Raw genomic sequence first — 21,473 nt, forward strand, 5'->3', positions numbered from 1 at the left:
CTCTTCGTCAGCGCTCCCCGCCGGTCTGCGCTGCCGATCCGGCCCGCTGTGCCAACAAGCCGGCCAGTCGCTCCCGCAAGGCGCGACTCCTTGCTCGCGGATGACCTTTGCGTCTAGAGTCGCCGGACCAACGGGGAGTGTGGGTGGCAAAGGCGGCTTGACCGGAACTCGTCCATCCCGCCTCGCGCTTGGCGCGATCGCGGCCGTCGATGGGGAAGCGATCCACTACATCGAGGCCGGCGAAGGTTCCCCCGTCGTCCTCATCCACGGGTTCCCCAGCAACACCTTCGTGTGGAGCCGGGTGATGCCGCGCATGGCGGAGCACCACCGAACGGTGGCCCTCGATCTCCCTGGCCTCGGTTACAGCCACCGCAACCGAACGCGCTCGTTTGCTCTGGAGGCCCATGCGAGGACCGTCACCGGGTTGATGGACACGCTCGGGATCGAGCGGGCGAGCATCGTCGGGCTCTCGATGGGTGGTGGTGTGGCGGAGCGGATCGCGCTGACCTTCCCCGAACGCGTCGAGCGGCTCATCCTGCTGGCGGCCATCGACGAGAGCGACGGCTCGACGTGGCAGAACCATTGGGGCGATCTCTTGGTCCTCTCGGCCGCCCTGCGCGTGGCGCCCCTCGCTCGACTCGTGGCAGGCATCAGCCTTCGCCGGGTCGTCGAGGACCCTGCCTTCGTGACGCCGGAGCTCATCGAGCGCTACGTCCGTCCGCTCCTGCGCCGGGGAACCGTGCCCTGCCTCCGGCGATATCTGTGGGACAACCGCGCGGCCGCTCGAGCGGACCTCTCGCGGATCGCCGTGCCCACGCTCGTGATCATTGGAGAACGGGACGGGTCCGTTCGGCCGGAGGTCGGCGAGCGGCTCGTCGCGAAGATTCCCGGTGCTCGACGGGTGGTCCTCGAGCGGGCCAACCATCTGATCGCGCTGGAGCGGTCAGAGGACGTGTACGTCGAGGTCGAGCGGTTCCTCCACGAGTCCGCGGTCTCCCCAAGCTAGACGGCAGGCCGCCCGCTTCTGCTAGGAGAGATGGCCGGCCAGACACCTGCTGGCCTTCTGGACGCCGAATCTCACCACTTATTGGGATTTCTCTTGGTGGGCCCCCGGGGACTTGAACCCCGAACCTGCGGATTAAGAGTCCGTTGCTCTGCCAAATTGAGCTAGAGGCCCGGATGGATGATAGCGGACGAGCTTTCGCGGACACGGCTCAGCCGCTCGCCTTCTCTCCAGTTGGGTGACCGAGGGGACTTGAACCCCCAACCCCCAGGACCACAACCTGGTGCTCTGCCGGTTGAGCTACGGCCACCATGTGCGGAGCCGATTCTAGCAGCGGCCCCTGTGGCCTCCGGCCGGCGGCTGCGGCCCGGCGGCTAGAGCAGCCGGAGCTGGGCCGGCTCGTCGCCGGCGTGGCGGGCGCCCTGCGAGGGGCCACTGGCCCCGCGACGGATACCGCGGCGCCGTCTGCCGCGGACGCATGCCTCCCAGAGCGCGCACGATCCCGTCCACGGTCCCCCCAATGACCTTGCGGTCGGCGGACGGCGCGTAGGGCCGCTGGTACGTGGCCTCGTACCGCTCCACCAGATCGGGGTAGTGCTCGGCGAGCCATGGCATGAACTCCTCGCGAACGCCAGGCCGCAGGTGCAGCAGGATGGGGGAGACGTGAGTGGCTCCAGCGTCGATGGCGGCCTTCACCACGTCGCGGAGCTTCCGTGGGTCGTCGGTGATGCCCGGCAGGATCGGGGCCATGAGCACGCCGCACGGGATCCCCGCATCGTTCAGCGCCGCGACTGCTTCCATGCGCTTGCGCGGGTGCGGCGTCCCCGGCTCGGACCGGCGCCACGCCTCATCGTCCAGGGTCCCGATCGAGAGTGCGGTGCTGACGTCCGCCCACCGCGCCGCCTTGAGCAGCAGGTCGAGGTCCCGCAGGATCAGCGTGCTCTTCGTGAGGATCGAGAACGGGTTCCGGAAGTGGACCAGCCCGCTCAGGATCCCCCGCATCAGCCGGTATCGGCCCTCCGCCCGCTGGTACGGGTCGGTGGCCGTGCCTATGGCGATGTGCTCGCCCTTCCAGGTCTTCCTGGCCAGCTGCCGGCGCAGCACCTCCGGCGCGTTGATCTTCACCACGATCTTCGTCTCGAAGTCACGCCCCGCATTCATGTCCATGTACGTGTGCGTAACCCGAGCGAAGCAGTTGTGCGACACGACGCCGTTGGCGATGAAGTCGCCGGTGCCGGTGGTGATGTCGTACATGGGCAGCTCGACACCCAACGGCTCGATCGAGACCACCCGGAGCGGCGCGTTGTTCTTGATGGCCTGACCCTCGATCGAACGCTTCCTGGTTATCGCGGGGTCCACGGTGTGGAAGAAGCGAAGCGCCTGCCGGACGCCTCCCAGCAGACGCACATACGCGAGGCTGTTGGGTCTCGACGTCTCCTCGAGCCGGAACGCGAAGCCCAGCCTTCGCATGCAGAAAGCGATCTTCCCTAGGATCTCGTCGTCGGTGTTCGAGATGCGCAGGATGCCTCGGCCGTAGCTGCCCTCCGCGTCGAAGATCCCCGCGAGGAAGCCCTTCGACCACTCGATCGATGTGTCTCGGGGCCATTCGCAGACGCGACGAAGCGACTCCACGGTCCTGCGGCGCGACTGGCGAATCGCGTAGACGGGTTTTCGCTGACCAACGGCTTCCTGGAAGAGGAACTGTTGGCCCTCGATGCCGAGGTCCGACAGGTACCGGCGTGTTCGCTGGAGGCCCTCGAGGTCCACGAGCGCCAACCGGAACCTGTGGACCTCGCCGTAGGGATACGTGTACGACCCCAGATGACCGTCACCTCGGATCATGCCGCACAGGTAGCCCCGGCGGTATTCGGACGTCTCCTCGGGCTGGCGCGCGAATCCCCCCGTTCCCATCAGCTTGTTGTTGACTGTCAGATGGGGCCGTTGGTCGGGGCCCCGCTCCGAGCCGGTGACGTGCTTCCAGCCCCTGTCCGACAGGAAACGATGGTCGCCGCTGGCGATCAGCTCGGTGGCGTCTTCGAGCGTGACGCGGTAGGCGGGCTTGACCGTCGACCAGTGCGCAAGGACCTGCGTCTTGACGTACCGGCGATAGGTGCCTCGCCTGGTCGTGCCGTAGATCTCGTCGCCGACCCGGACGTCGGCGAGGGCCTTGGTGCGGCCATCGCCCATCAGGACCGGCGTCTCGCCCGATACACAGTAGGCACAGGCATGACTGCATCCTCGGTATGGGTTGATGGTCCAGTTGAACGGGAGGAAGTTGCCGGGGACATGGTTGATGACGGTCTTGGCTTCGACCTCGATGAACTCGATGCCGCGGAACTCGGGCGTGTCAAACGTCCGCCGGGCTACCTCGAACAGGGCCTCTCGCTCCATCAAGGTGCAAGTATAGAACACGTGTTCGATTTCCGGAAAGCGCAACCGCTCTGGGTGCGGGGGGGTCAGGCCCGGACTGGCGCGGCGGCCTCGCACTTCACCAACCGGACCATCGTCCCCGGCCTGCGAGGAGTGCCTTCCCGGATGGTGATCTCGTCCATGAGCGCGGTCATCAACAGGATGCCGCGGCCGGTCGGGCCGTCGATCTCGGGCATGGGCAGCTGCCGGTCGAAGATCCCCTCGTCCTCGACCACGACCTCGGTGCAGCCCGCCGCGCAGCGCCAGGTGACCCTCACCGTCCGGGTCGAGGCGTGGAGCACCGCGTTCACGCAGGCCTCGGACGTGGCCAGGACCACGTCGTCCGCGACCGCTTGGGACAGGGCATTGGCGGCGGCCTGCTCGCGGATGAACTGACGCACCGGATACAGCGACGACGGATGGGACCGGAAGGTCCGGACGACCGGGACGGCTGTTTGAAGCGCCATCTTGGGTGACATCCCCCGAGGAGTGCTGTTCACGGGCGGTTCCCTGCGAAGAGGGACCTGCCCGCCGCTCCCGCCTTCCAAACGCCCGCTCGAGCCCGAAATGTTCCCCTGCCGCTGCCCCGTAGACCGATGCGGCGAAGGGCGTCCCGGCCAGGGTGCCCACCGACACTGCCCTCGTTCGCCGTCAAGCGCGGGCTCCCCGGAGGATCTCGATGCATCGCGAGTGCGAGTCGACCGGTCGTGCGGCCATTGTGCCTCAGGCCGCGGCGGTCGTGTTTCGGGCCCCGGACCAGCGGTTTTCCCGGTCGGCCGGGCGGGAAAGGAATTCGGGGAGCCCCCCGGCGAAGCTCTCTGTCCCCTGGAAGGAGGAACCGTGCTTGGCACCCTCTCGCTTGGCGCCCTCGCGATGGCGGCAGGAGCGGCGACGGTCCTGTGGATCATCGCCGTCGTCCTGGTCATCGCCGGCATCGTGACCCTGATACGTGGGGGAGTGCTGGCCGGCGTGGTCCTGATCGTGGTTGGCCTGCTGATCGGCCCCGGCGGCGTCAGCATCTTCCGCTGACCGTCGTCCACCTGCCCGCCGGCGAGGGGACCGCGAACCGCTCCCCTCGCCGCCGGTGGCGGGTCTCCCCTTCACACGTTCCCATGCGCTCCGCGTGAAGCGCGCAGGCCGAGCGCTGTGCCAGACTCCTGGACGTGCCGACGTTCGAGGAACTGGACAAGCTCTCGTCGCGCGAGCTTCACGACCGGGCGATCAGCCTGGCCCGCAAGCGACTTGACGTCGGATTCTTCTGGAAGCTCGTGCAGGAGATCCCGGCGGCGGAGGCAGCGGCGGGCGACATCGCCGAGGCGGAGTCCGACGTCATCCACACCTATCTCGGCCAGATCCACGACGCCATGCACGCAAGCGAGGGCAAGCTGGCCGACGCCCTCCGTCCGCTGTACATCGAGTACCTCTTGGAGCACGGATAGCGCCGACTCCAGGCGACCGGCTCCTGGCTGGGCCAAAGTGCGCCGGGCAGGACTTGAACCTGCGACCCGCTGCTTAGAAGGCAGCCGCTCTATCCAGGCTGAGCTACCGGCGCTCGCGTTTGGCCATTCTACGAGGGCGAACGCCCGGAGCCGGTGATCCCGGCCGGCCCTACCAGGTGGGGAGGCGGCCGAGCAGGCGGAGCGGGCCGGGGAACTTGTAGCCGTACTTGAGGAGCGACTTCGCGCCCTCCAGGTGCTCCTCGGGGCTTCGCTGGTCGAACCCCAGGGAGTCCGCCACCCGGTCGATCAGGTTGAAGTGGAACGACACCGTGATGGCTTCGATCAGCGCCTGCTCGCCGACACCGGCTTCCAGGACCGCCCGGGCGTCGTCCGGGCCGAGCTCACCGGGCGTCAGGGTCATCTTCCGAACGAACCCGAGCGCGGCACGCAGCCCGTCCGGGACCGGCGCGGTGCGGTAGTCCTCGAACACGGCGAGCGTGATCTCCTCGCCCAGCTGCGTCGACGCGACCGCGCCGTGAGCCCCCGTTCAGAACGGACACTGGTTGAGGTAGGACGTGTACGCGGCGAACAGCTCGCGCTCGCCCACGCTCCAGTCCGAGGGGCCGCGCATGGCGTCCTGAAGCGCGTCGCTCCACGGGGCCCCCCAGAAGCCGGAACGGTAGTTGATCGTGCGCACCACGTCCGGGGCCGGTTGCTTCCTGCCGATCAGCCACACGAACGCCCGGTTGGGCCATCGGTTCCCGCGCCTCACGTTGGCCAGCCGCATCGTCAAGCTCCCCGTTCGGAGGGAACGCCTGGGGAGGTTCGGGCCGCTTCCAGCGCTCGGAGTGCGGTGTCCAGGCGGTGCCTGGCCGCGCCGAACGCGGCCGAGATGCTGAGCTCGAAGATCTGGTCTTCGGACCAGCCGGCCTCGCGGAGCTCGTCGATGTTCCGGTCCACGATCCTGTAGGCGTGGCGGTGGATGCTCTGCACGTACCGGTCGGCCAGGGCATCGTCCACCGAGTGACCCTCGAAGGCCTTCCGGCGCGCGGACGGCTGGAGCCGGCCCGGCCCGTCGAGCACCCGCGCCTGAAGCTTTTCGAGCTTCTGCGAGAAGCGCGTCCTCACGGTGGTCCCCCCGTCCTCCTGGAGTCGATTCGAGCGGGCGAAGGGAATCGAACCCTCACCACCAGCTTGGAAGGCTGGAGCTCTACCATTGAGCTACGCCCGCGCGCAGGTAACTGTAGCAGCGCGTCCCCGGACTCCCGTCATACTTCGGCCGTGCACCTGTCGTTTCGCCTGGTCGACGTGTTCGCAGAGCGGCCCCTCGAGGGGAACCAGCTGTGCGTGGTGCCCGACGCCGCGGATCTCGACACCGAGACCATGCACGTCGTGGCGCGGGAGATCGGGTTCTCTGAGACGGCCTTCGTCACGGGGATCGACGGCGATCGGTACGACCTGCGCATCTTCACGCCGGGCAAGGAGATGCCCTTCGCCGGGCACCCCACCGTGGGGACCGCCTTCCTGCTGGTGTTGGAGGGCCGAATCGGGTCGCCGGCCGTCCAGCGCGTGGCGGCGGGGGAGTTTCACGTCGAGGCCGACATGGCGGCCGGCACGGCTCGGGTCCGACAGCTGGCTCCGACGTTCGGTGCGGAGATGCGTGACCCCGAACGGCTGTCCGGCGCGCTGGGCCTTTCACCGGAGGACATCCATCCGGAGCTTCCCGCGCAGGTCGTCTCCACCGGGCTGGCCCACTTCTTGGTCCCCGCTGCCACTCCCGACGCCGTGACGGACGCTCGGCCGAACCAGCGAGTGCTGTCGGAGGTCGTGCGGGAGGCCGGGACCGACGGCCTGTACCTGTTCGCGGTCACGGAGGAGGGAGCGAAGGCGCGGTTCTTCGGGGAAGGCATCGGCATCGACGAGGATCCCGCCACCGGTTCGGCGGCAGGGCCGCTCGGGGCGTACATGGCCGCGCGCGGGCTCGGCGGCCTCCCCGGGCACCTAATCGTCCGCCAGGGCGTGGAGGTGGGCCGCCCCAGTGCCCTGCACGTCGAGGTCACGGCCGAAGGCGACTCGTGGGAGGTGTGGGTGGGCGGCGGCGTGTTCGTGGTGGGGAGAGGGGAGTTCGAACTCCCCGGCGCCTAGAATCCTCCCAGCGGGGCGTGGCGCAGCTTGGTAGCGCGCGTGCTTTGGGAGCACGAGGCCGCCGGTTCGAATCCGGCCGCCCCGACTGGGTTTCACCCCTCGCCGCCCTGACGGTGCAGACTCCCTCGAACAATGTCGACCGAAGAGCCACTCGCCGGCTGGCGAGCGTCCCGTCTCGGGCCCCTGGGGGTCGTGGCGCTGGTCTCGTCGTTCGACCTGTGGGTCCTCCGCGCGCAGCGGGTCCCCACGCCGAACCTGAACGACGGGAGCGTGCACGCCGCGATGGCGCGGTGGGCGGAGCAACGGATCTCCTCCGGCCACCTCCCGCTTGACGGGTGGTTCCCGTACCTCCAGCTGGGGTCGTCCCAGTTCCACCATTACCAGAGCTTCCCCCACATAGTGACGGGGCTCCTCGGCGTGCCGTTCGGTACGGATCGGGTGTTCTACTGGGTCCTGTACCTGCTGCTCGCGCTGTTCCCGGTCTCGGTGTACCTGGGGGCCCGGATGATGGGGTGGGGCCGGTGGCCCGCCGCGCTGGCCGCCGTGGTCTCCCCGCTTCTGGTGAGCAAGCCGAGTCTCGGCTACGAGTGGGCCAGCTACACGTGGCAGGGGTCGGGGGTGTGGGCGCAGCTGTGGGGGATGTGGTTCCTTCCGCTCGCCGTGGGCTCGGCGTCCAGGGCCATCCAGGGCCGAGGCTCGCTGGCGCTGGCCGCGGTGTTCGTGTCGTTCACCGTCGTGTCGCATTTCCAGACGGGGTATCTGGCGCTGCTGATGGTGGTGGCCTTCACGTTCGTCTCGCTGAAAGGGCTTCGCGGGCGCCTGGTGCGGGGTGCGGCCGTGTTCGGCGGCGCGCTGCTGCTGTCGGCCTGGCTGCTGGTGCCGCTGGTCACGGACGAGCGGTGGAGCCCGGTGAACGAGTTCACCGCCGGGACGTTCTACGCGGACTCGTTCGGTGCCCGGAAGGTCCTGGGATGGCTGTTCAGCGGGCAGATCTTCGACTCGGGCCGGTTCCCCGTCGTGAGCCTCCTGGTGGCGGTGGGGGCGCTGGTGTGCCTGGTCCGGTGGCGGCGGGACGAACGGGCCCGCTCGGTCCTCGCCCTGTTCGTGGTCAGCCTGCTGCTGTTCTTCGGGCGGCCCACGCTCGGGGCCATGCTGAACCTGCTCCCCGGGACGAAGGACATGTTCCTGCGCCGGTACGTCTTCGGGGTGCACCTGGCCGGGATCCTGATGGCGGGGGTGGGTCTGGCCTGGATGGGCCGCGTGGCGTTGGGGGCCGGTCGGCGATTCGTGCCCCGGGTCCGCCCCGCGGCGGCGGTCGCCGTGCTGGTGGCCGCGCTGGTCGGGATCCTCGCGCCGGCGTGGGTGGAGCGAGCCGACTACGAGGCCCTCGGCGCCTCGTGGATGGCCCAGCAGCGGCAGGCCGATGCCACCGATGGCGCCGCGCTCCAGGTCCTGGTGCGGCGAGCCCAGGAGCTCGGCGGCGGCCGGATCTACGCCGGGCTCCGGTCGAACTGGGGGGCCGACTACAAGATCGCCTTCGTGCCGGTGTACGCGTGGCTGCTGGACCACGACGCCGACGCCGTGGGGTTCACGCTGCGAACCAAGTCCCTCTCGGCCGACGTGGAGCCGTACTTCGCCGAGTCGGACCCCTCCGACTACCCGCTGTTCGGGATCCGCTACCTGATCCTGCCGGCCGACCGGACCCCGCCGGTGGTGGCGACCCTCATCGAACGCCGGGGCCGGCACACGCTGTGGAGGGTCGCGACCACCGGGTTCGTTCGGGTCGTGGATACCGTCGGGCCGCCCATCGTGGCCGACCGGACGAACCTGGGGGCCCGGGCGGCGTCCTTCCTGCGTTCGACGGACCTGGCGGAGGGCCTGTACCCGACGGTCGCGTTCGGGGGCGCCACGGCGGCGCGCCCCACGGCCTCGTCCCGGCATCCGCCGTCCGGCCCCGCGGGGCGGGTCCTGCACGAGGTCGATGCGCTTCCGGACGGATTCGCCACCGCGACGCTCCAGGCCGACCGCCCCTCGGTGGCCCTGCTGGCGGCGTCGTTCGATCCCCGGTGGACGGCCCGGGTCGACGGGAGAACGGTGCAGACGCAGATGGTCGCCCCGAGCCTGGTGGGCGCGCCGGTCACGCCCGGACGGCACACGATCGCGTTCGTCTACCGGCCCTATCCGCTGTACTGGGTCCTGCTGGCGATCGGGGCGGCGGCGCTGGCAGGGCTGATCATGGTCCCTCGGGCCCGGCGGCGCCGAGTGGCAACGCATCGCCGGGAGGGATGACGTCGTCCGGAGGCCTCAGCTCCGCCCGCACCCCGAGCAGCCGAACCGGCCGGTCCAGCTCGAAGCGCTCCAGCGCCGCGAGCGCGGCGGCTTCCACCTCGGCCGGGTCCATCGAGGGCGGCGCCACCGCCACCCCGTGCGTTGCGGTCACGAAGGGAGCGAACCGGACCTTCACCACCACCCGCGTGGCCGGGCGTCCCAGGCGACCGACGTCGTCCACCACCTGGCGGGCCAGCCGGCGGACCTCCGCTCGGATGGCTTCCGGGTCCACCAGGTCACGCTGGAACGTCGTTTCCCGGCTGGTGGACCTGGCCACGTGGGGCTCGGGATGGACCCGGTCCGGACCGTCCCCGCGGGCCAGGGCCCGAAGCCACGGCCCGGTGTTGGGCCCGAACGCGCCTGCCAGGACGACCTCGTCCGCACCGGCCAGGTCCCGGACCGTCCTGATGCCGAACGCGGCCAGCCGGCGGCCCGTCTTCCCTCCAACGCCCCACAGCGCTTCCACCGGCCGTGAGCCCATCACGCCGAACCAGTTCTCCGCCGTCAGGACGAACACGCCGCCTGGCTTGTCCATCCCCGATGCGATCTTCGCGTGCAGCTTGTTCTGCCCGATCCCCACGGAGCAGGACAGCCCGGTCCGGTCCAGCACGGCCCGCTGAAGCTCGCGCGCGAAGGACACCGGATCGTCCGAGTCCACCTCCAGAAAGGCCTCGTCCCACCCGGCCACCTCCACCACCGCCGGAAGCGTCCTGAGGGTTGCCATGACCTGATCGGACGCCGCGTGGTACGCGGGGCCGTCCACCGGAAGGAACACGGCCTCCGGGCACCGCCGGGCGGCCGTTCGAAGCGGCATGCCGGAGGCGACCCCGTACCGCCGGGCCTCGTAGGAGGCGGTCGACACGACGCCCCGCTGGCTTGGGTCGCCGGACCCGCCCACCACCACGGACTTCCCGCGAAGCTCGGGGTGTCGCAGGATCTCGACGGCCGCGATGAACTGGTCGAGGTCGACGTGGAGGATGTGCCGAGGCGGCGTCAACGAATCCAGCGGCGATGGAACTCGAATGTGCCCGATCAGCCGACCGGCTGGGGCTCCATCTCGACGGCCTCGACGGCCTCGACGGCCTCGGTGGCCTCGACCGGCTCGACGGGCCCGATCGCTCCGGGGGCCTCCACCGCTCCGGCCGCTCCCACGACTTCGGTGGTGCACGCTTCCTCCTCGGGACGGCCGCTGCCCTCCAGCACCTTCGCCAGGAGGCTTCGGAGCGCGCTCAGCTCCTCCCCGGACAGATGACGGGCGAAGTGCTGCTCCACGGCGGACATGAAGGCCGGGAACGACTCGCGCAGCATGCGCCGCCCCGCCTCCGTGATGACGGCGTAGGTCCCCCGGCGGTCGGTTCCGCACTTGGATCGTTCGATGAGACCGGACTCCTCCATGCGGTCCGCCAGCCGCGTCAGGCCGCTCTTGGAGAGCAGCACCTCCCGGGCCAGCTCCTGCATGCGCATCGCGCCGCCGTCCGATCGGGACAGGCGAACCAGCACCTCGTGCCACGACACCGGGAGCCCGTGGCGGGCCAGCAGCTCCGACTCCACGCCCTCCACCACCGCGGCCTGGGTGCGCAGCAGCGCCACCCACGTCTGGAGGCGTTCGTCGTCCGAGGGCACGAACTGGACTTCCACATCCACATGCTACCAAGGAAACGGTTGACAACTCAACGATCTCCAGATAAAGTTGCGCGGTGAACGGTTGCGAGAGCAACCACCGGATTCCGGGTCAGGCCCGGAGGAGATGGGAAGGAGCAGTGGCCATGGAGCACACCGGAACCAGGGCGGTGCTGGACGGGATCGAGGTCCCGGCCCCGGGCACCTGGGAGATCGATCCGGCGCACTCGGGCGTCTCGTTCGTGGCCCGCTACATGATGCTGACGAAGGTCCGGGGCCACTTCACCCGGTTCTCCGGAAAGATCAACGTGGGGCCCTCGGTGGAGGAGTCGTCGGTGGAGGTCAGCATCGACCCGACGTCCATCGACACCGGGATGGAGATGCGCGACAACCACCTGCGCAGCCCGGACTTCTTCGAGGTGGAACTGTTCCCGGAGATCACCTTCAAGAGCACGCGGGTGGAGCGGACCGACAAGACGAACCTGAAGGTCGTCGGCGACCTGACCATCCGGGGCGTCACCCGCCCGGTGGTGCTGGACGTGGAGTACCAGGGGCTGGGGATCGGCCTCCGCGGCGACACCCGGGCGGCCTTCACGGCCTCCACGGAGATCGACCGCGAGGAGTTCGGCGTCTCCTGGAACCAGAACCTGGAGACCGGTAGCGTGCTTGTGGGGAAGAAGGTCCGCATCGAGCTCGACGTGCAGGCGGTCGGCGCCGCCAAGGCCGAGGCCGCCTAGCCTGGCGGTCTAGTTGTAGCCTCCGGGCGCGTCCTCGGGCAGGGAAGTGAACAGCTCGACGATGGCATTGTGCAGCGCGCCGTTCGTCGTGAGGGCGGAAGCCTGATCGGCGAGCGGCGCGCCGTCGAGCGTGGTCATCCGTCCGCCTGCCTCCTCCACGATCACCTGCACCGCGGCGAAGTCCCAGGTCCGAAGGATGGTCTCGAGCATTGCGTCGGCCGAACCGCGGGCCACCAGCATGTGGCCCCAGAAGTCGCCGAAGCCGCGGCTCCGCCGGGCCGTCTCCACGACCGCGCGGTAGGGGCCCGCGAACGGTCCGGACAGCCAGTCCTTCATCCCGCTCGAGCACACCATGGACTCGGCAAGCCCGCCCGTCGATGACACCCGGATGGCCTGGCCGTTCAGCGTGGCGCCGCCCCCCCGGGACGCCGCGTAGCGCTCGCCGAGGGCCGGCGCGCTGGCCACTCCCACCACGGGCTGGCCCTCGACCATCAGCGCGACGAGCGTCCCCCAGACCTGGATGCGGTCGGTGAAGTTCTTCGTCCCGTCCACGGGGTCGATCACCCACACCCGTCCGGACGCGCCCTCCAGCCCGCCCTCCTCGCCCAGGACGGCGTCCCCGGGGAAGCGCGTGGCGAGCTCGGCCCGGATCATCTCCTCGACCCGGACGTCCGCCTCGGTCACCGGTGTCTGGTCGGCCTTCTGCCGGACCTCGAACGGCCGGGAGAACACCTCGAGGGTGATGCGGTCGGCGTGGTCCGCGAGCTCACCGGCGAACCGGAGCTCCTCTTCGAACATGGGGCCACAGCCTACCGGCCTCGTCTGGACGCGTTTCCGCGGATTTCGACTACCCTCGGAGCACGATGGAGACGACCGTCGAGCAGTCGGGAAAGCACGGGGTGAAGCTGACCGTGGAGGTTCCCGCGGAGGAGTTTGCGAAGGATCTCGATCGGGCGTACCGCAGGGTCGGACAGCAGGTCCGCGTGCCCGGATTCCGCAAGGGCCATGTTCCCCGCAGGATCATCGACGCGCAGATCGGCAGGGACACCGTGCTCGACGAGTTCGTCCAGGACGCCCTTCCCAGCTACTACGGCCGGGCCGTCCGCGAGCACGAGCTGGCCCCCATCTCCGACCCCGATATCAACATCGAGCAGGTCGAGGAGGGGAAGCCGCTGATCTTCACCGCCACCATGGAGGTCCGCCCCCGCCTGGAGCTCGACGACTACAAGTCGATCGATGTGCCCATGCCCTCGACCGAGGTCACCGAACGAGACGTCGACGAGTTCGTCGACCGGCTGCGGGAACGCTTCGCCGAGCTCGAGTCGGTGCCGCACCCCGCCCGGCGGGGCGACTACGTGGTGATCGACATCCGCTCCTACATCCACGACGTCGAGATCGAGGAGCTGTCGGGGAAGGACCAGCTCTACGAGGTGGGCTCGGGCCAGATCGTGCCGGAGCTCGACACGGAGCTCGAGGACAAGCGCAAGGGCGAGATCCTGAAGTTCAACGCCACGCTGCCGGAACGGTTTGGCAACCGCGCGGGCCAGGAGGTCACGTTCCAGGTCCTGCTGAAGGAGGTCAAGTCGAAGCGGCTGCCGGTTGTGGACGACGAGTTCGCCAAGATGGCCTCGGAGTTCGACACGCTGGCCGAGCTCCGGGAGGACCTCCGGACCAAGCTGGCCGACGTGAAGCGGCAGGAGGCCAGGGCCGAGCTTCGCGACCTGGTGCTCCAGGAGCTGATCTCACGGGTCGACGTGGACCTCCCGGAGACCCTGGTGGATCACGAGACCGCGCATCGCGTGGAGCGGGCCAGGGAGCAGGCGGAGCGGGCCGGACGGACGCTGGAGGACGTGCTCCAGGAGCAGGGCTGGGACGAGCTGCGGTTCCGGGTCGACGCCCGTGACCACGCCGTCCGGGCCATCAAGGCGGACCTGGTGCTGGAGGCGGTGGCTCGCCAGGAAGGCATCGAGGTGAGCTCGGAGGAGCTCCAGGCGGCCGTCGCGGACCTGGCCCAGGCGCTGGGAAGAGACGTCAAGGACATGGCCCGGACGCTGGAACGGACCGGACAGGTCACGTCACTGGCCGGTGATATCATCCGCTCGAAGGCCCTCGACGTGTTGGTCGAGGCGGCGGAGGGAGTGTCGGAGGAAGGATCCCTCAAGCGGGAGGACCCCCCCGCCGAAGGCTCTTCCCAGGCACCCGAACGAGACCAAGGGGCAAACGAATGAAGGACTATCTGGTTCCCATCGTCATCGAGCAGACCAACCGCGGGGAGCGCTCGTTCGACATCTACTCGCGGTTGCTCAAGGAGCGCATCGTGTTCCTGGGAACGCCGATCGACGACCAGGTCGGGAACCTGGTGATGGCGCAGCTGCTGCACCTCGAGTCGGACGACCCGGACAAGGACATCAACCTGTACATCAACTCGCCGGGCGGCGACATCACGTCGCTGTTCGCGGTGTACGACACCATGCAGTACATCCGTCCCGACGTCTCCACCATCGTGATGGGCCAGGCCGCGTCGGCCGCGGCGGTGCTGCTGGCGGCGGGAGCCAGGGGCAAGCGGTTCGCCCTGCCGCACTCCCGCGTGCTGATCCACCAGCCCCATGGCGGGGCCCAGGGGCAGGCCGTCGACATCGAGATCCAGGCCCGGGAGATCCTGCGCTACCGCAAGCTCCTGGACGAGATCCTCTCGATGCACACAGGCCAGCCCTTCGAGAAGATCTCCAAGGACACCGACCGGGACTTCATCATGACCGCCGAGCAGGCGAAGGAGTACGGCCTCATCGACGAGGTCATCTCCAGCAGGAAAATCCGTCCGGAACTTGCTGCGGCCGCCGTCGTCGGCTCGTAGGATTGCGAGGGGCCTGCCGGGGAGCCCATCCCGGCGGGCGAGGAACGGAGGGTGGGGGCCGGGGAGCGATGGCGAAGTTCGGAGATTCGGACCTGTTGAAGTGCTCCTTCTGCGGGAAGTCGCAGAAGCAGGTCAAGAAGCTGATCGCGGGTCCGGGCGTCTACATCTGCGACGAGTGCATCGACCTCTGCAACGAGATCATCGATGAGGAGCTCTCCGAGACCTCCGAGCTCCGCCTGGAGGAGCTCCCCAAGCCCCGCGAGATCTTCGAGTTCCTGGACGACTACGTGATCGGCCAGGAGCAGGCCAAGAAGGTCATGGCCGTCGCGGTCTACAACCACTACAAGCGGATCCAGGTCGGCGCCAAGGACCACGAGGTCGAGCTCCAGAAGTCGAACATCATCACCCTGGGGCCGACGGGGTGCGGGAAGACGCTGCTCGCCCAGACCCTGGCCAAGATGCTGAACGTCCCGTTCGCCATCGCGGACGCCACGGCGCTGACGGAGGCCGGCTACGTCGGTGAGGACGTCGAGAACATCCTGCTGAAGCTGATCCAGGCCGCCGACTACGACGTGAAGAAGGCGGAGACCGGGATCATCTACATCGACGAAATCGACAAGATCGCCCGGAAGTCCGAGAACCCTTCCATCACGCGGGACGTCTCCGGCGAGGGCGTGCAGCAGGCCCTGCTGAAGATCCTGGAGGGGACGACGGCGTCCGTTCCACCGCAGGGCGGACGCAAGCATCCGCACCAGGAGTTCATCCAGATCGACACCACGAACATCCTGTTCATCTGCGGCGGCGCGTTCGCCGGCCTGGAGAAGGTCATCGAGCATCGCGTGGGCAAGAAGGGCATCGGGTTCGGGGCCGACATCCGCCGGGCCGAGGACAAGGACATTGGCGAGATCCTTTCCCACGTCCTGCCGGAGGACCTGCTCAAGTACGGGCTCATCCCCGAGTTCGTGGGCCGGCTCCCGGTGATCACGTTCGTGCACAACCTGGACCGGCAGGCGCTGATCGACATCCTCACGAAGCCGAAGAACGCGCTCGTGAAGCAGTACCAGAAGTTCTTCGAGTTCGACGGCGTCGAGCTCGACTTCACCGAGGACTCGCTCGAGGCGATCTCCGACCAGTGCCTGCTGCGGGGGACCGGCGCGCGCGGCCTGCGGGCCATCATGGAGGAGGTGCTGCTCAACGTGATGTATGAGCTGCCCTCCCGCAAGGACGTCACCCGCTGCGAGATCACCGCCGAGGTCGTGCTCTCGGGCGTCAACCCCACGCTCGTCCCCCGCGAGGTGGCGGCGAAGACCACCCGCACGCCGAAGGAACGCACGGCCTAGGACGCTCGAGCGTCAGGCGATCGCGTAGAGCTGCCAGTCGCCGGGAACGCCCTTCAGGTGGTGGGTTCCCCGCTCCTCGAAGTCGATCCCTGAGCCCGCAACCAGGTCCCTGACCGTCTGCGACGCGAGGATCTCGCCCGCCCCCGCGGTCGAGGCGACTCGGGCACCGACGTGGACCGCGATCCCTCGGACCTTGTCGCCAACGACCTCGCACTCACCGGTGTGCAGCCCGATGCGAATTTCGACGCCGATTTCACGGACCGAAGCAAGCACCGCACGGGCACACCGGATCGCCGCCGTGGGTGACTCGAACCAGGCCAGGAACCCGTCGCCCGCGGTGTCGACCTCGCGGCCGCCGAAGCGGCGCAGCTCCTCACGCACTCGGGCGTCATGTACCTGGAGCAGGTCGGCCCACGCGCGATCGCCGACGGCCCGCGCTCGCTCGGTCGATCCGACGATGTCAGTGAACATCACGGTGGCGACGATCCGGGCCGGCTCGGCGACGCCTCGACGCCCGGTCAGGAACTCCTCGACCTCGTCGGCGATCGCGTCGGTGTCGCCGGACCACAGGACGAAGTCATCGCCCGGCAACTCGACCCACCGCGCTCCCGGGATCCGCTCCGCGAGATATCGCCCGTTCTCGACGTCGTTGACGCGGTCGCCGGTCCGGTGCATGACGAGGGTCGGCACCGTCAGGCGAGGGAGGAGGGGCCGAACGTCCACCGCCTTTTCCATCTCCGACAGCAAGAGCAGGGCGCCGGGACTGGCGCCGGCACGCATCAGGGTCTCATACCATCGACGGAAGGCCGGATCGGCGGCTAGTGAGGGGAAGCCCGTCCAGACCCCTTCCGCCTTTCCCCACCTGGTCTTCACGTGGTCCCGGAGCTCGTCATCTCGTTCGTCGGTCCACCCAAACGGGTAGTCCTCGCTCCAGCTTGCCTTGGCGAACGTACCGCACAGGATGAGTCCATTGACTCGCTCCGAATGGGCGACGGCGGCCGCGATGGCCGGGGGGCCGGTGTCGGCGTTGCCGAACAGCGTCGCTCGTTCGCTTCCCGCGGCGTCGAGCACCGCGATTAGGTCGGCCACCCGCTCGTCCAGGGTGGGGATGTCGGTCAGTCGATCCGAGAGCCCGAGGCCACGGGGGTCCATGAGGATCAACCGGCAGAATCCGGCGAGCCGGGTCAGGAACCGGCTCACTCTGGGCTCGTCCCACTGAACCTCGAGGTGGGTCACCGACCCCGGCACGAACAGAAGGTCGGGGCCCGAGGACCCCACCACCTGGTACGCCAGGGCGGTCTCCCCGTTCCAGGCGTACGACGTCTCCGGCCGGCTCATGCTCGAATCGTGGGCCCTCGGATGGGAATGGCGCAAGGACGCTAGCGCCGTTTGACGCGCCCCGGCCTTGCTGTGACCATCCACGTCCATGGGCAACGGGCTGGTCGATCCGCTCCGACACAACTCGTGGGCCACGGGGCAGCTGCTCGCGTTCTGTCGTGGTCTCCGACCGGAACAGCTCCAGGCCACCTCGGAGGGGAACTACGGCTCGATCCTGGCCACGCTCCAGCACGTCATCGGGGCCGAGGGCCGGTACCGTTTGCGGCTGTCCGGCCAGCAACCGCAGTGGCCGCGCGCTCCCGAGGAGGTCGACGACCTCGGCGAGCTCACCCGGATGGCCGAGGACAACGCCGCTTACTGGGACGAGCTGGCCACGGGTGACTTCGACGGGGACCGGGTGTGCTCCTGGGTGTCGACCGTCAGCGGCGCGCACACCGAGGCCGCGGCCGGCATGCTGGTGGCACAGGTGCTGAACCACGGGAACGAGCACCGCGCCCAGATCTTCACCATCCTGACCACCATCGGCGTCGAGCCTCCCGACCTGGACGCGTGGTCGTACGGCCTGGCCACGGGCCGGTTCCGGGAAACGCCGCCACGGGCGGAACCGACGGCGTAAGAGCTCAACCCAGAAGGTCGAGCAGCGCACGGGACTGGTCGATCTCGCGCAGCGACGACAGGTCCTCGAACACCGGGAGCGCGGCGCCGAGGCTGTCCCTGGCGCGCTCCGTGTCGCCCCCGGCGATCTGGGCTTCCGCCATGCGGAGCTCGGTGAACGCATGCTCCCATCGGGCGCCGATCTCTCCGAACCGTTCGCGGGCGGCCCCGAGACGTTCGATCGCCTCGGCGGGGTCTCCAGCGGCGAGCGCCGCGCGGCCCTCCAGCCGGTCCGCGTGGGCGGAGAGCGCCAGCAGGCCCCCGCGGTCGGACAGGTGGCGGGCCCTGCCGACGACCTCGGCCACCCGCTGCCAGTCCCCGGCCTCGGCCACCAGGTCGCACTCCATCTCCGGGGCGACGGCCGAGCCCTGCGTCCGGGTGGCCAGGGCCGCCTCGATCAGCGAGCGCGCCGCGTCCGCTTCGCCCCGCCGGGCCCGAACCAGGGCGGCCATGGCCAGGAACGGGACGATCCTCCCGACGTTCCTGGCACGAAGGCTGTCCATGACCTCCAGGAGCCGATTCGCGGCCTCCGGGTTTCCCCGCGCGTCATGCACGAACGCGGCGCAGGCGAACGGGCGGACGGCGAAGTACGGCGGGTCGGCGCGGCGGTCGCCGAGCATCCTCTCCATCAGCGAGAGGTCCTCCAGCATCGCGTCCCATTCCCCGAGCCGGAAGTTGGCGAACGCTCGCCAATTGAGACAGTGCAGGGTGGCGGAGTGCATCTGCTCCTTCACCAGCTCGTGGCCCGTTCCCGCCAGCCCTTTGGCCTCCTCGTACCGGCCGATGTCACAGCGGAGCCAGGCCGACACGGCGTAGACATCGCCCACCTCAAGGGGATCTTCGATGCGGTCGACCAGCTCCAGGCGGCGGTCGTTCACCTGCACGGCCTCGGCATACCTCCACTGCAGCCCGAGCTTCCCCTGGACGGAGTCGAGCGCTCCCGACGCCAGATCCGATCGGTCGATGCGGATGGCCATGGCGGCCGCCTCCTCGCCGAACCGCTGTGCGGCGTCGAGCTCGGCTTCGCTCGAGTGCTCGTCCGGAAAGCCCCACGGCAAGAAGGACTGTGCGGTGAGCAACCGGACCCGGGCCTCGCCGTCACCCGGGGGTAACGCGGCCAGGCCCATGTCCAGATACGATCGGACCTCCTCCTCTGGGACCCCTCCCCGCATCGAGCCGGGCCATCGCGTAGGCGTCTCCACGGCCCGCGCACACAGGTACGCGAGCAGACCGCCCTCCACGCCGGCCCGGGCCGCCGCATCCGCGGCTTGCCGCAGGTTCTCCCAGGCCGCGTCTCCCTCGTACCGGTCCATGGACGCTTGCCCCATCACCGCGAGCGCCCGGGCCCGGTCCACGTCGTCGCCGGCGATCGACAGCGCGGACTCGCCCAGCCGGTACGCCTTCTCCGACGCCAGCTTGCTCCTGGCGTCCTCGGCCGCGGCCATCAGGTAGGTGAACGCCTTGCGCCTCAGCTCGGCCGTGACGGTCCCCTCGCCGCCTCCCTCCCGCGCGGCCCGGTACGCGGTGTCGTAGTGATGGGCCAGCAGCTCCGAGTACTCGCGCCACCGTTCGCCCGTGGTCTCCTCCAGCCACCGGGCAACCGCGGCATGGGCGGGCACGCGTTCCCGCCGAGGGATGGTCTCGTACGCCACGTCCCTGGTCAGCACGTGCTTGAAGGCGAACTCCGGCTCGCCCGTGATCGAGGACGACAGCCGGGACAGCACCAGGTCCCGTTCCTCCAGGTGGCCGAGGCTCGCGTCGAGGGCGGACGCCTCACCGTTCAACAGGCGACGAACCGGGCCCGGCCAGAACACCCGGCCCACCACCGCGGCGCTCTGGAGCGCGTGCTTCTCGGGCGGGGCCAGCAGGTCGATGCGGGCGGCCAGCACACCCTGGACGGTGTCGGGGATGAGGACGTCGCCGATGTCCTCCGCGGCCCGCCATCGGTCTCCGGACCGGACGATCCGGCCCTCGTCGATGAGGTGGCGGACGATCTCCTCGAGGAAGAACGGGTTTCCTTCCGCTCGTTCCAGGATCCGGCGGTGCACCGATTCGGGAAGGTCCTCCACCGCCAGCAGGAACCCGACCAGCCGATCGGCGTCGGCGGGGGAGAGGGGCTCGAGCCCGATCGACGAGAAGTTGCGCTTTCCCCCGCCCCATCCGGGCCGACGGCCGGTCAGCTCCGGGCGGGCCGGGCAGACCAGTAGCAGCGGCCCCTGGACCCGGTCGGCCAGGTCCTCCAGGAGGTCGAGCATGGCTCCGTCGGCCCAGTGGATGTCCTCGAGGATGGCGACGACGGGGGAGCGGGCGGCGAGGGCGGAGAAGAAGGAGCGCCACGCGGCGTGGACATCCAGGCGGACCTGGCGCGGCTCCATGGTTCGGAAGGGGTATGCAGGGTCCTCCAGCCCGACGGTGTAGGCCAGCGCGGCCGCGGCCCGCGGCGGGTCCGCGGCCACGTCCGGCCCGATCAGGTCGAGGGCGGATCGGCCGATCTTGTCCAGGGCAACCTCGGGAGGATCGCTGTCCAGCACGCCGGCGTGCCCCTTAAGGATCTCCGCGAGCGGCCAGTAGGTGACTCCCTCGCCGTACGGAAGGCATCGCCCTCGCAGGAGGAGGGGCTCCGGCTTGGTTCCGGCCAGCCGGGCCAGGAACTCCGATGTGAGGCGGCTCTTGCCCACGCCGGGGTCCCCGTAGATGGTCACCAGGTTGGCCCGGCTCTCCGTCGAGGTCCGGCCGTACACCGTCTCCAGCAGGGCCAGCTCCTGGTCCCGCCCCACCATCGGCGCCCGCAGACCGGGAACGCCCCGCTCGGGCTCCTCGGAGGTCCCGGTGAGGACCAGAACCTCCACCGGCTCCGACTTGCCCTTCAGGTCCAGCGGGCCGAGGGGGCGGAAACGGAATCCCCGCGCCGCTCGGGCCGTGCGCTCCGACACCGCGATCTCGCCGGGATCGGCCACCTGCTGGAGCCGGGCCGCCAGGTTCACGGCGTCGCCGGTGACCATAGGGTCGCCCGGGGCGGGAGCCACCGCCGCCAGCACCTCGCCGGTGTTCACGCCGATCCGGATCTGAAGGATGGTGCCGTGGGATCGGTCCAGCCGCCGGTTCACGTCCTCCAACCGGTGGAGCATCCGCCGGGCCGCGCGGAGGGCCCGGGCCGGGTCGTCCTCGTGGGCCGCGGGCACGCCGAACGCCGCCATGACCGCGTCGCCGATGAACTTCTCCACGGTGCCGCCCTCGGCTTCGATCTCCTCCCGCATGGCCGCGAAGTAGGCGGCCATGACCTCCTGGAGCTGCTCGGGATCGAGGCGCTCGCCCAAGGCCGTGGAGCCGGTCACGTCGGCGAACAGGACGGTGACCAGCTTGCGCTCCTGGCCGACCGCCGTCGGCTCGGCCACGGGCGTCCCGCACGCCGAGCAGAACCGGGCGCCCTCGGGGAGCGTTGCGCCGCACCGGGGACAGGACGCGCCGAGGGGCGTCCCGCACGATGCGCAGAACCGGGCCCGGTCCGCGTTCTGCGCGCCACAGTTCGAGCACGCCGCCATGTGCACGCGAGTGTATCGGCGGAGGCTGACGGTGAGGCACCCCCCGACCCCGGGTACGATCTGA

20 protein-coding genes and 5 tRNA genes are annotated in these 21,473 nt (G+C 69.6%); 11 read left to right on the plus strand and 14 right to left on the minus strand.

Features of this window, described 5'->3' with window-relative positions:
* Nucleotides 1-157: 157 nt before the first annotated feature.
* A complete protein-coding gene (locus M3Q23_09290; GenBank protein ID MDP9342271.1) occupies nt 158-1,006 on the plus strand; it encodes an alpha/beta hydrolase in 849 nt (282 codons plus the stop codon).
* 94 nt (nt 1,007-1,100) lie between these two features.
* Here the strand turns inward: M3Q23_09290 and M3Q23_09295 are convergent.
* The 4 genes from M3Q23_09295 to M3Q23_09310 form a co-directional block, all read right to left on the minus strand.
* Nucleotides 1,101-1,177: transfer RNA gene (locus tag M3Q23_09295), tRNA-Lys, on the minus strand.
* 63 nt (nt 1,178-1,240) lie between these two features.
* Nucleotides 1,241-1,313: transfer RNA gene (locus M3Q23_09300), tRNA-His, on the minus strand.
* Nucleotides 1,314-1,330: 17 nt separating this feature from the next.
* A complete protein-coding gene (locus M3Q23_09305) occupies nt 1,331-3,394 on the minus strand; it encodes an intein-containing Rv2578c family radical SAM protein (protein MDP9342272.1) in 2,064 nt (687 codons plus the stop codon).
* Nucleotides 3,395-3,459: 65 nt separating this feature from the next.
* Nucleotides 3,460-3,879 (minus strand): ATP-binding protein, encoded by a 420-nt coding sequence (locus M3Q23_09310; protein ID MDP9342273.1) that lies wholly within the window; start codon nt 3,877-3,879, stop codon nt 3,460-3,462.
* Between the two features lie 406 nt (nt 3,880-4,285).
* Between M3Q23_09310 and M3Q23_09315 the strand changes: the two genes are divergently transcribed.
* A complete protein-coding gene (locus M3Q23_09315) occupies nt 4,286-4,441 on the plus strand; it encodes a GPGG-motif small membrane protein (GenBank protein MDP9342274.1) in 156 nt (51 codons plus the stop codon).
* Between the two features lie 134 nt (nt 4,442-4,575).
* Nucleotides 4,576-4,851: a hypothetical protein gene (locus tag M3Q23_09320; GenBank protein ID MDP9342275.1), complete on the plus strand. Its 276-nt coding sequence runs from the start codon at nt 4,576-4,578 to the stop codon at nt 4,849-4,851.
* Nucleotides 4,852-4,889: 38 nt separating this feature from the next.
* Here the strand turns inward: M3Q23_09320 and M3Q23_09325 are convergent.
* The 5 genes from M3Q23_09325 to M3Q23_09345 all read right to left on the minus strand — a co-directional run bounded on the left by M3Q23_09325 (nt 4,890) and on the right by M3Q23_09345 (nt 6,082).
* Nucleotides 4,890-4,964: transfer RNA gene (locus M3Q23_09325), tRNA-Arg, on the minus strand.
* A 56-nt stretch (nt 4,965-5,020) separates the two neighbouring features.
* Nucleotides 5,021-5,341: a hypothetical protein gene (locus M3Q23_09330; protein ID MDP9342276.1), complete on the minus strand. Its 321-nt coding sequence runs from the start codon at nt 5,339-5,341 to the stop codon at nt 5,021-5,023.
* A gap of 57 nt (nt 5,342-5,398) precedes the next feature.
* On the minus strand, nt 5,399-5,638 hold the full coding sequence (locus tag M3Q23_09335; GenBank protein MDP9342277.1) for a hypothetical protein: 240 nt from the start codon (nt 5,636-5,638) through the stop codon (nt 5,399-5,401).
* A gap of 2 nt (nt 5,639-5,640) precedes the next feature.
* The gene (locus M3Q23_09340; protein MDP9342278.1) at nt 5,641-5,979 is read right to left on the minus strand and encodes a hypothetical protein; all 339 of its coding nucleotides are present in this window, start codon (nt 5,977-5,979) and stop codon (nt 5,641-5,643) included.
* Nucleotides 5,980-6,011: 32 nt separating this feature from the next.
* Nucleotides 6,012-6,082 (minus strand) — tRNA-Gly (locus M3Q23_09345).
* Nucleotides 6,083-6,132: 50 nt separating this feature from the next.
* Between M3Q23_09345 and M3Q23_09350 the strand changes: the two genes are divergently transcribed.
* From M3Q23_09350 to M3Q23_09360, 3 genes are all read left to right on the plus strand, one after another.
* Nucleotides 6,133-6,996 (plus strand): PhzF family phenazine biosynthesis protein, encoded by an 864-nt coding sequence (locus M3Q23_09350; protein ID MDP9342279.1) that lies wholly within the window; start codon nt 6,133-6,135, stop codon nt 6,994-6,996.
* An 11-nt stretch (nt 6,997-7,007) separates the two neighbouring features.
* Nucleotides 7,008-7,081, plus strand: a tRNA-Pro gene (locus tag M3Q23_09355).
* Nucleotides 7,082-7,128: 47 nt separating this feature from the next.
* The gene (locus M3Q23_09360; protein ID MDP9342280.1) at nt 7,129-9,285 is read left to right on the plus strand and encodes a hypothetical protein; all 2,157 of its coding nucleotides are present in this window, start codon (nt 7,129-7,131) and stop codon (nt 9,283-9,285) included.
* On the opposite strand, the gene M3Q23_09365 is transcribed toward M3Q23_09360, so the two are convergent.
* Together M3Q23_09365 and M3Q23_09370 are read right to left on the minus strand one after the other, a co-directional pair.
* Nucleotides 9,230-10,321: a DNA polymerase IV gene (locus M3Q23_09365; GenBank protein ID MDP9342281.1), complete on the minus strand. Its 1,092-nt coding sequence runs from the start codon at nt 10,319-10,321 to the stop codon at nt 9,230-9,232. The two genes, M3Q23_09360 and M3Q23_09365, sit on opposite strands and share 56 nt — an antisense overlap.
* 35 nt (nt 10,322-10,356) lie before the next feature.
* Nucleotides 10,357-10,962, minus strand: coding sequence for a MarR family transcriptional regulator (locus M3Q23_09370; protein ID MDP9342282.1), 606 nt, complete (start codon nt 10,960-10,962; stop codon nt 10,357-10,359).
* A 128-nt stretch (nt 10,963-11,090) separates the two neighbouring features.
* Here M3Q23_09370 and M3Q23_09375 point away from each other — a divergent pair, with 128 nt between their 5' ends.
* On the plus strand, nt 11,091-11,681 hold the full coding sequence (locus tag M3Q23_09375) for a YceI family protein (protein ID MDP9342283.1): 591 nt from the start codon (nt 11,091-11,093) through the stop codon (nt 11,679-11,681).
* Nucleotides 11,682-11,690: 9 nt separating this feature from the next.
* Here the strand turns inward: M3Q23_09375 and M3Q23_09380 are convergent, their stop codons facing one another.
* Nucleotides 11,691-12,479, minus strand: coding sequence for a histidinol-phosphatase (locus M3Q23_09380; GenBank protein MDP9342284.1), 789 nt, complete (start codon nt 12,477-12,479; stop codon nt 11,691-11,693).
* Between the two features lie 65 nt (nt 12,480-12,544).
* Between M3Q23_09380 and tig the strand changes: the two genes are divergently transcribed.
* The 3 genes from tig (at nt 12,545) to clpX (ending at nt 15,875) form a co-directional block, all read left to right on the plus strand.
* On the plus strand, nt 12,545-13,909 hold the full coding sequence (gene tig / locus M3Q23_09385) for a trigger factor (protein ID MDP9342285.1): 1,365 nt from the start codon (nt 12,545-12,547) through the stop codon (nt 13,907-13,909).
* Nucleotides 13,906-14,535, plus strand: coding sequence for an ATP-dependent Clp endopeptidase proteolytic subunit ClpP (gene clpP / locus M3Q23_09390; GenBank protein MDP9342286.1), 630 nt, complete (start codon nt 13,906-13,908; stop codon nt 14,533-14,535). Before tig ends, clpP begins: the two co-directional genes overlap by 4 nt.
* 68 nt (nt 14,536-14,603) lie before the next feature.
* Nucleotides 14,604-15,875 (plus strand): ATP-dependent Clp protease ATP-binding subunit ClpX, encoded by a 1,272-nt coding sequence (gene clpX, locus M3Q23_09395; protein ID MDP9342287.1) that lies wholly within the window; start codon nt 14,604-14,606, stop codon nt 15,873-15,875.
* Between the two features lie 12 nt (nt 15,876-15,887).
* Here clpX and M3Q23_09400 read toward each other — a convergent pair whose 3' ends face one another.
* The gene (locus M3Q23_09400; protein ID MDP9342288.1) at nt 15,888-17,213 is read right to left on the minus strand and encodes an adenylate/guanylate cyclase domain-containing protein; all 1,326 of its coding nucleotides are present in this window, start codon (nt 17,211-17,213) and stop codon (nt 15,888-15,890) included.
* An 88-nt stretch (nt 17,214-17,301) separates the two neighbouring features.
* Here M3Q23_09400 and M3Q23_09405 point away from each other — a divergent pair, with 88 nt between their 5' ends.
* Nucleotides 17,302-17,829, plus strand: coding sequence for a hypothetical protein (locus M3Q23_09405; protein MDP9342289.1), 528 nt, complete (start codon nt 17,302-17,304; stop codon nt 17,827-17,829).
* 4 nt (nt 17,830-17,833) lie between these two features.
* Here M3Q23_09405 and M3Q23_09410 read toward each other — a convergent pair whose 3' ends face one another.
* Nucleotides 17,834-21,409, minus strand: a complete 3,576-nt coding sequence (locus M3Q23_09410) for an AAA family ATPase (GenBank protein MDP9342290.1) — start codon at nt 21,407-21,409, stop codon at nt 17,834-17,836.
* Nucleotides 21,410-21,473: the final 64 nt, after the last annotated feature.

The organism is Actinomycetota bacterium, from assembly GCA_030774015.1.
Taxonomy (GTDB): domain Bacteria; phylum Actinomycetota; class UBA4738; order UBA4738; family JACQTL01; genus JALYLZ01.

Coding starts and splice junctions, on each gene's coding strand:
- M3Q23_09360 (MDP9342280.1), top strand. CDS start 7,129: ATGTCGACCGAAGAGCCACTCGCCGGCTGGCGAGCGTCCCGTCTCGGG.
- M3Q23_09335 (MDP9342277.1), bottom strand. CDS start 5,638: ATGCGGCTGGCCAACGTGAGGCGCGGGAACCGATGGCCCAACCGGGCG.
- M3Q23_09380 (MDP9342284.1), bottom strand. CDS start 12,479: ATGTTCGAAGAGGAGCTCCGGTTCGCCGGTGAGCTCGCGGACCACGCC.
- M3Q23_09375 (MDP9342283.1), top strand. CDS start 11,091: ATGGAGCACACCGGAACCAGGGCGGTGCTGGACGGGATCGAGGTCCCG.
- M3Q23_09315 (MDP9342274.1), top strand. CDS start 4,286: ATGGCGGCAGGAGCGGCGACGGTCCTGTGGATCATCGCCGTCGTCCTG.
- M3Q23_09305 (MDP9342272.1), bottom strand. CDS start 3,394: ATGGAGCGAGAGGCCCTGTTCGAGGTAGCCCGGCGGACGTTTGACACG.
- clpX (MDP9342287.1), top strand. CDS start 14,604: ATGGCGAAGTTCGGAGATTCGGACCTGTTGAAGTGCTCCTTCTGCGGG.
- M3Q23_09405 (MDP9342289.1), top strand. CDS start 17,302: ATGGGCAACGGGCTGGTCGATCCGCTCCGACACAACTCGTGGGCCACG.
- M3Q23_09410 (MDP9342290.1), bottom strand. CDS start 21,409: ATGGCGGCGTGCTCGAACTGTGGCGCGCAGAACGCGGACCGGGCCCGG.
- M3Q23_09400 (MDP9342288.1), bottom strand. CDS start 17,213: ATGAGCCGGCCGGAGACGTCGTACGCCTGGAACGGGGAGACCGCCCTG.
- M3Q23_09310 (MDP9342273.1), bottom strand. CDS start 3,879: ATGGCGCTTCAAACAGCCGTCCCGGTCGTCCGGACCTTCCGGTCCCAT.
- tig (MDP9342285.1), top strand. CDS start 12,545: ATGGAGACGACCGTCGAGCAGTCGGGAAAGCACGGGGTGAAGCTGACC.
- clpP (MDP9342286.1), top strand. CDS start 13,906: ATGAAGGACTATCTGGTTCCCATCGTCATCGAGCAGACCAACCGCGGG.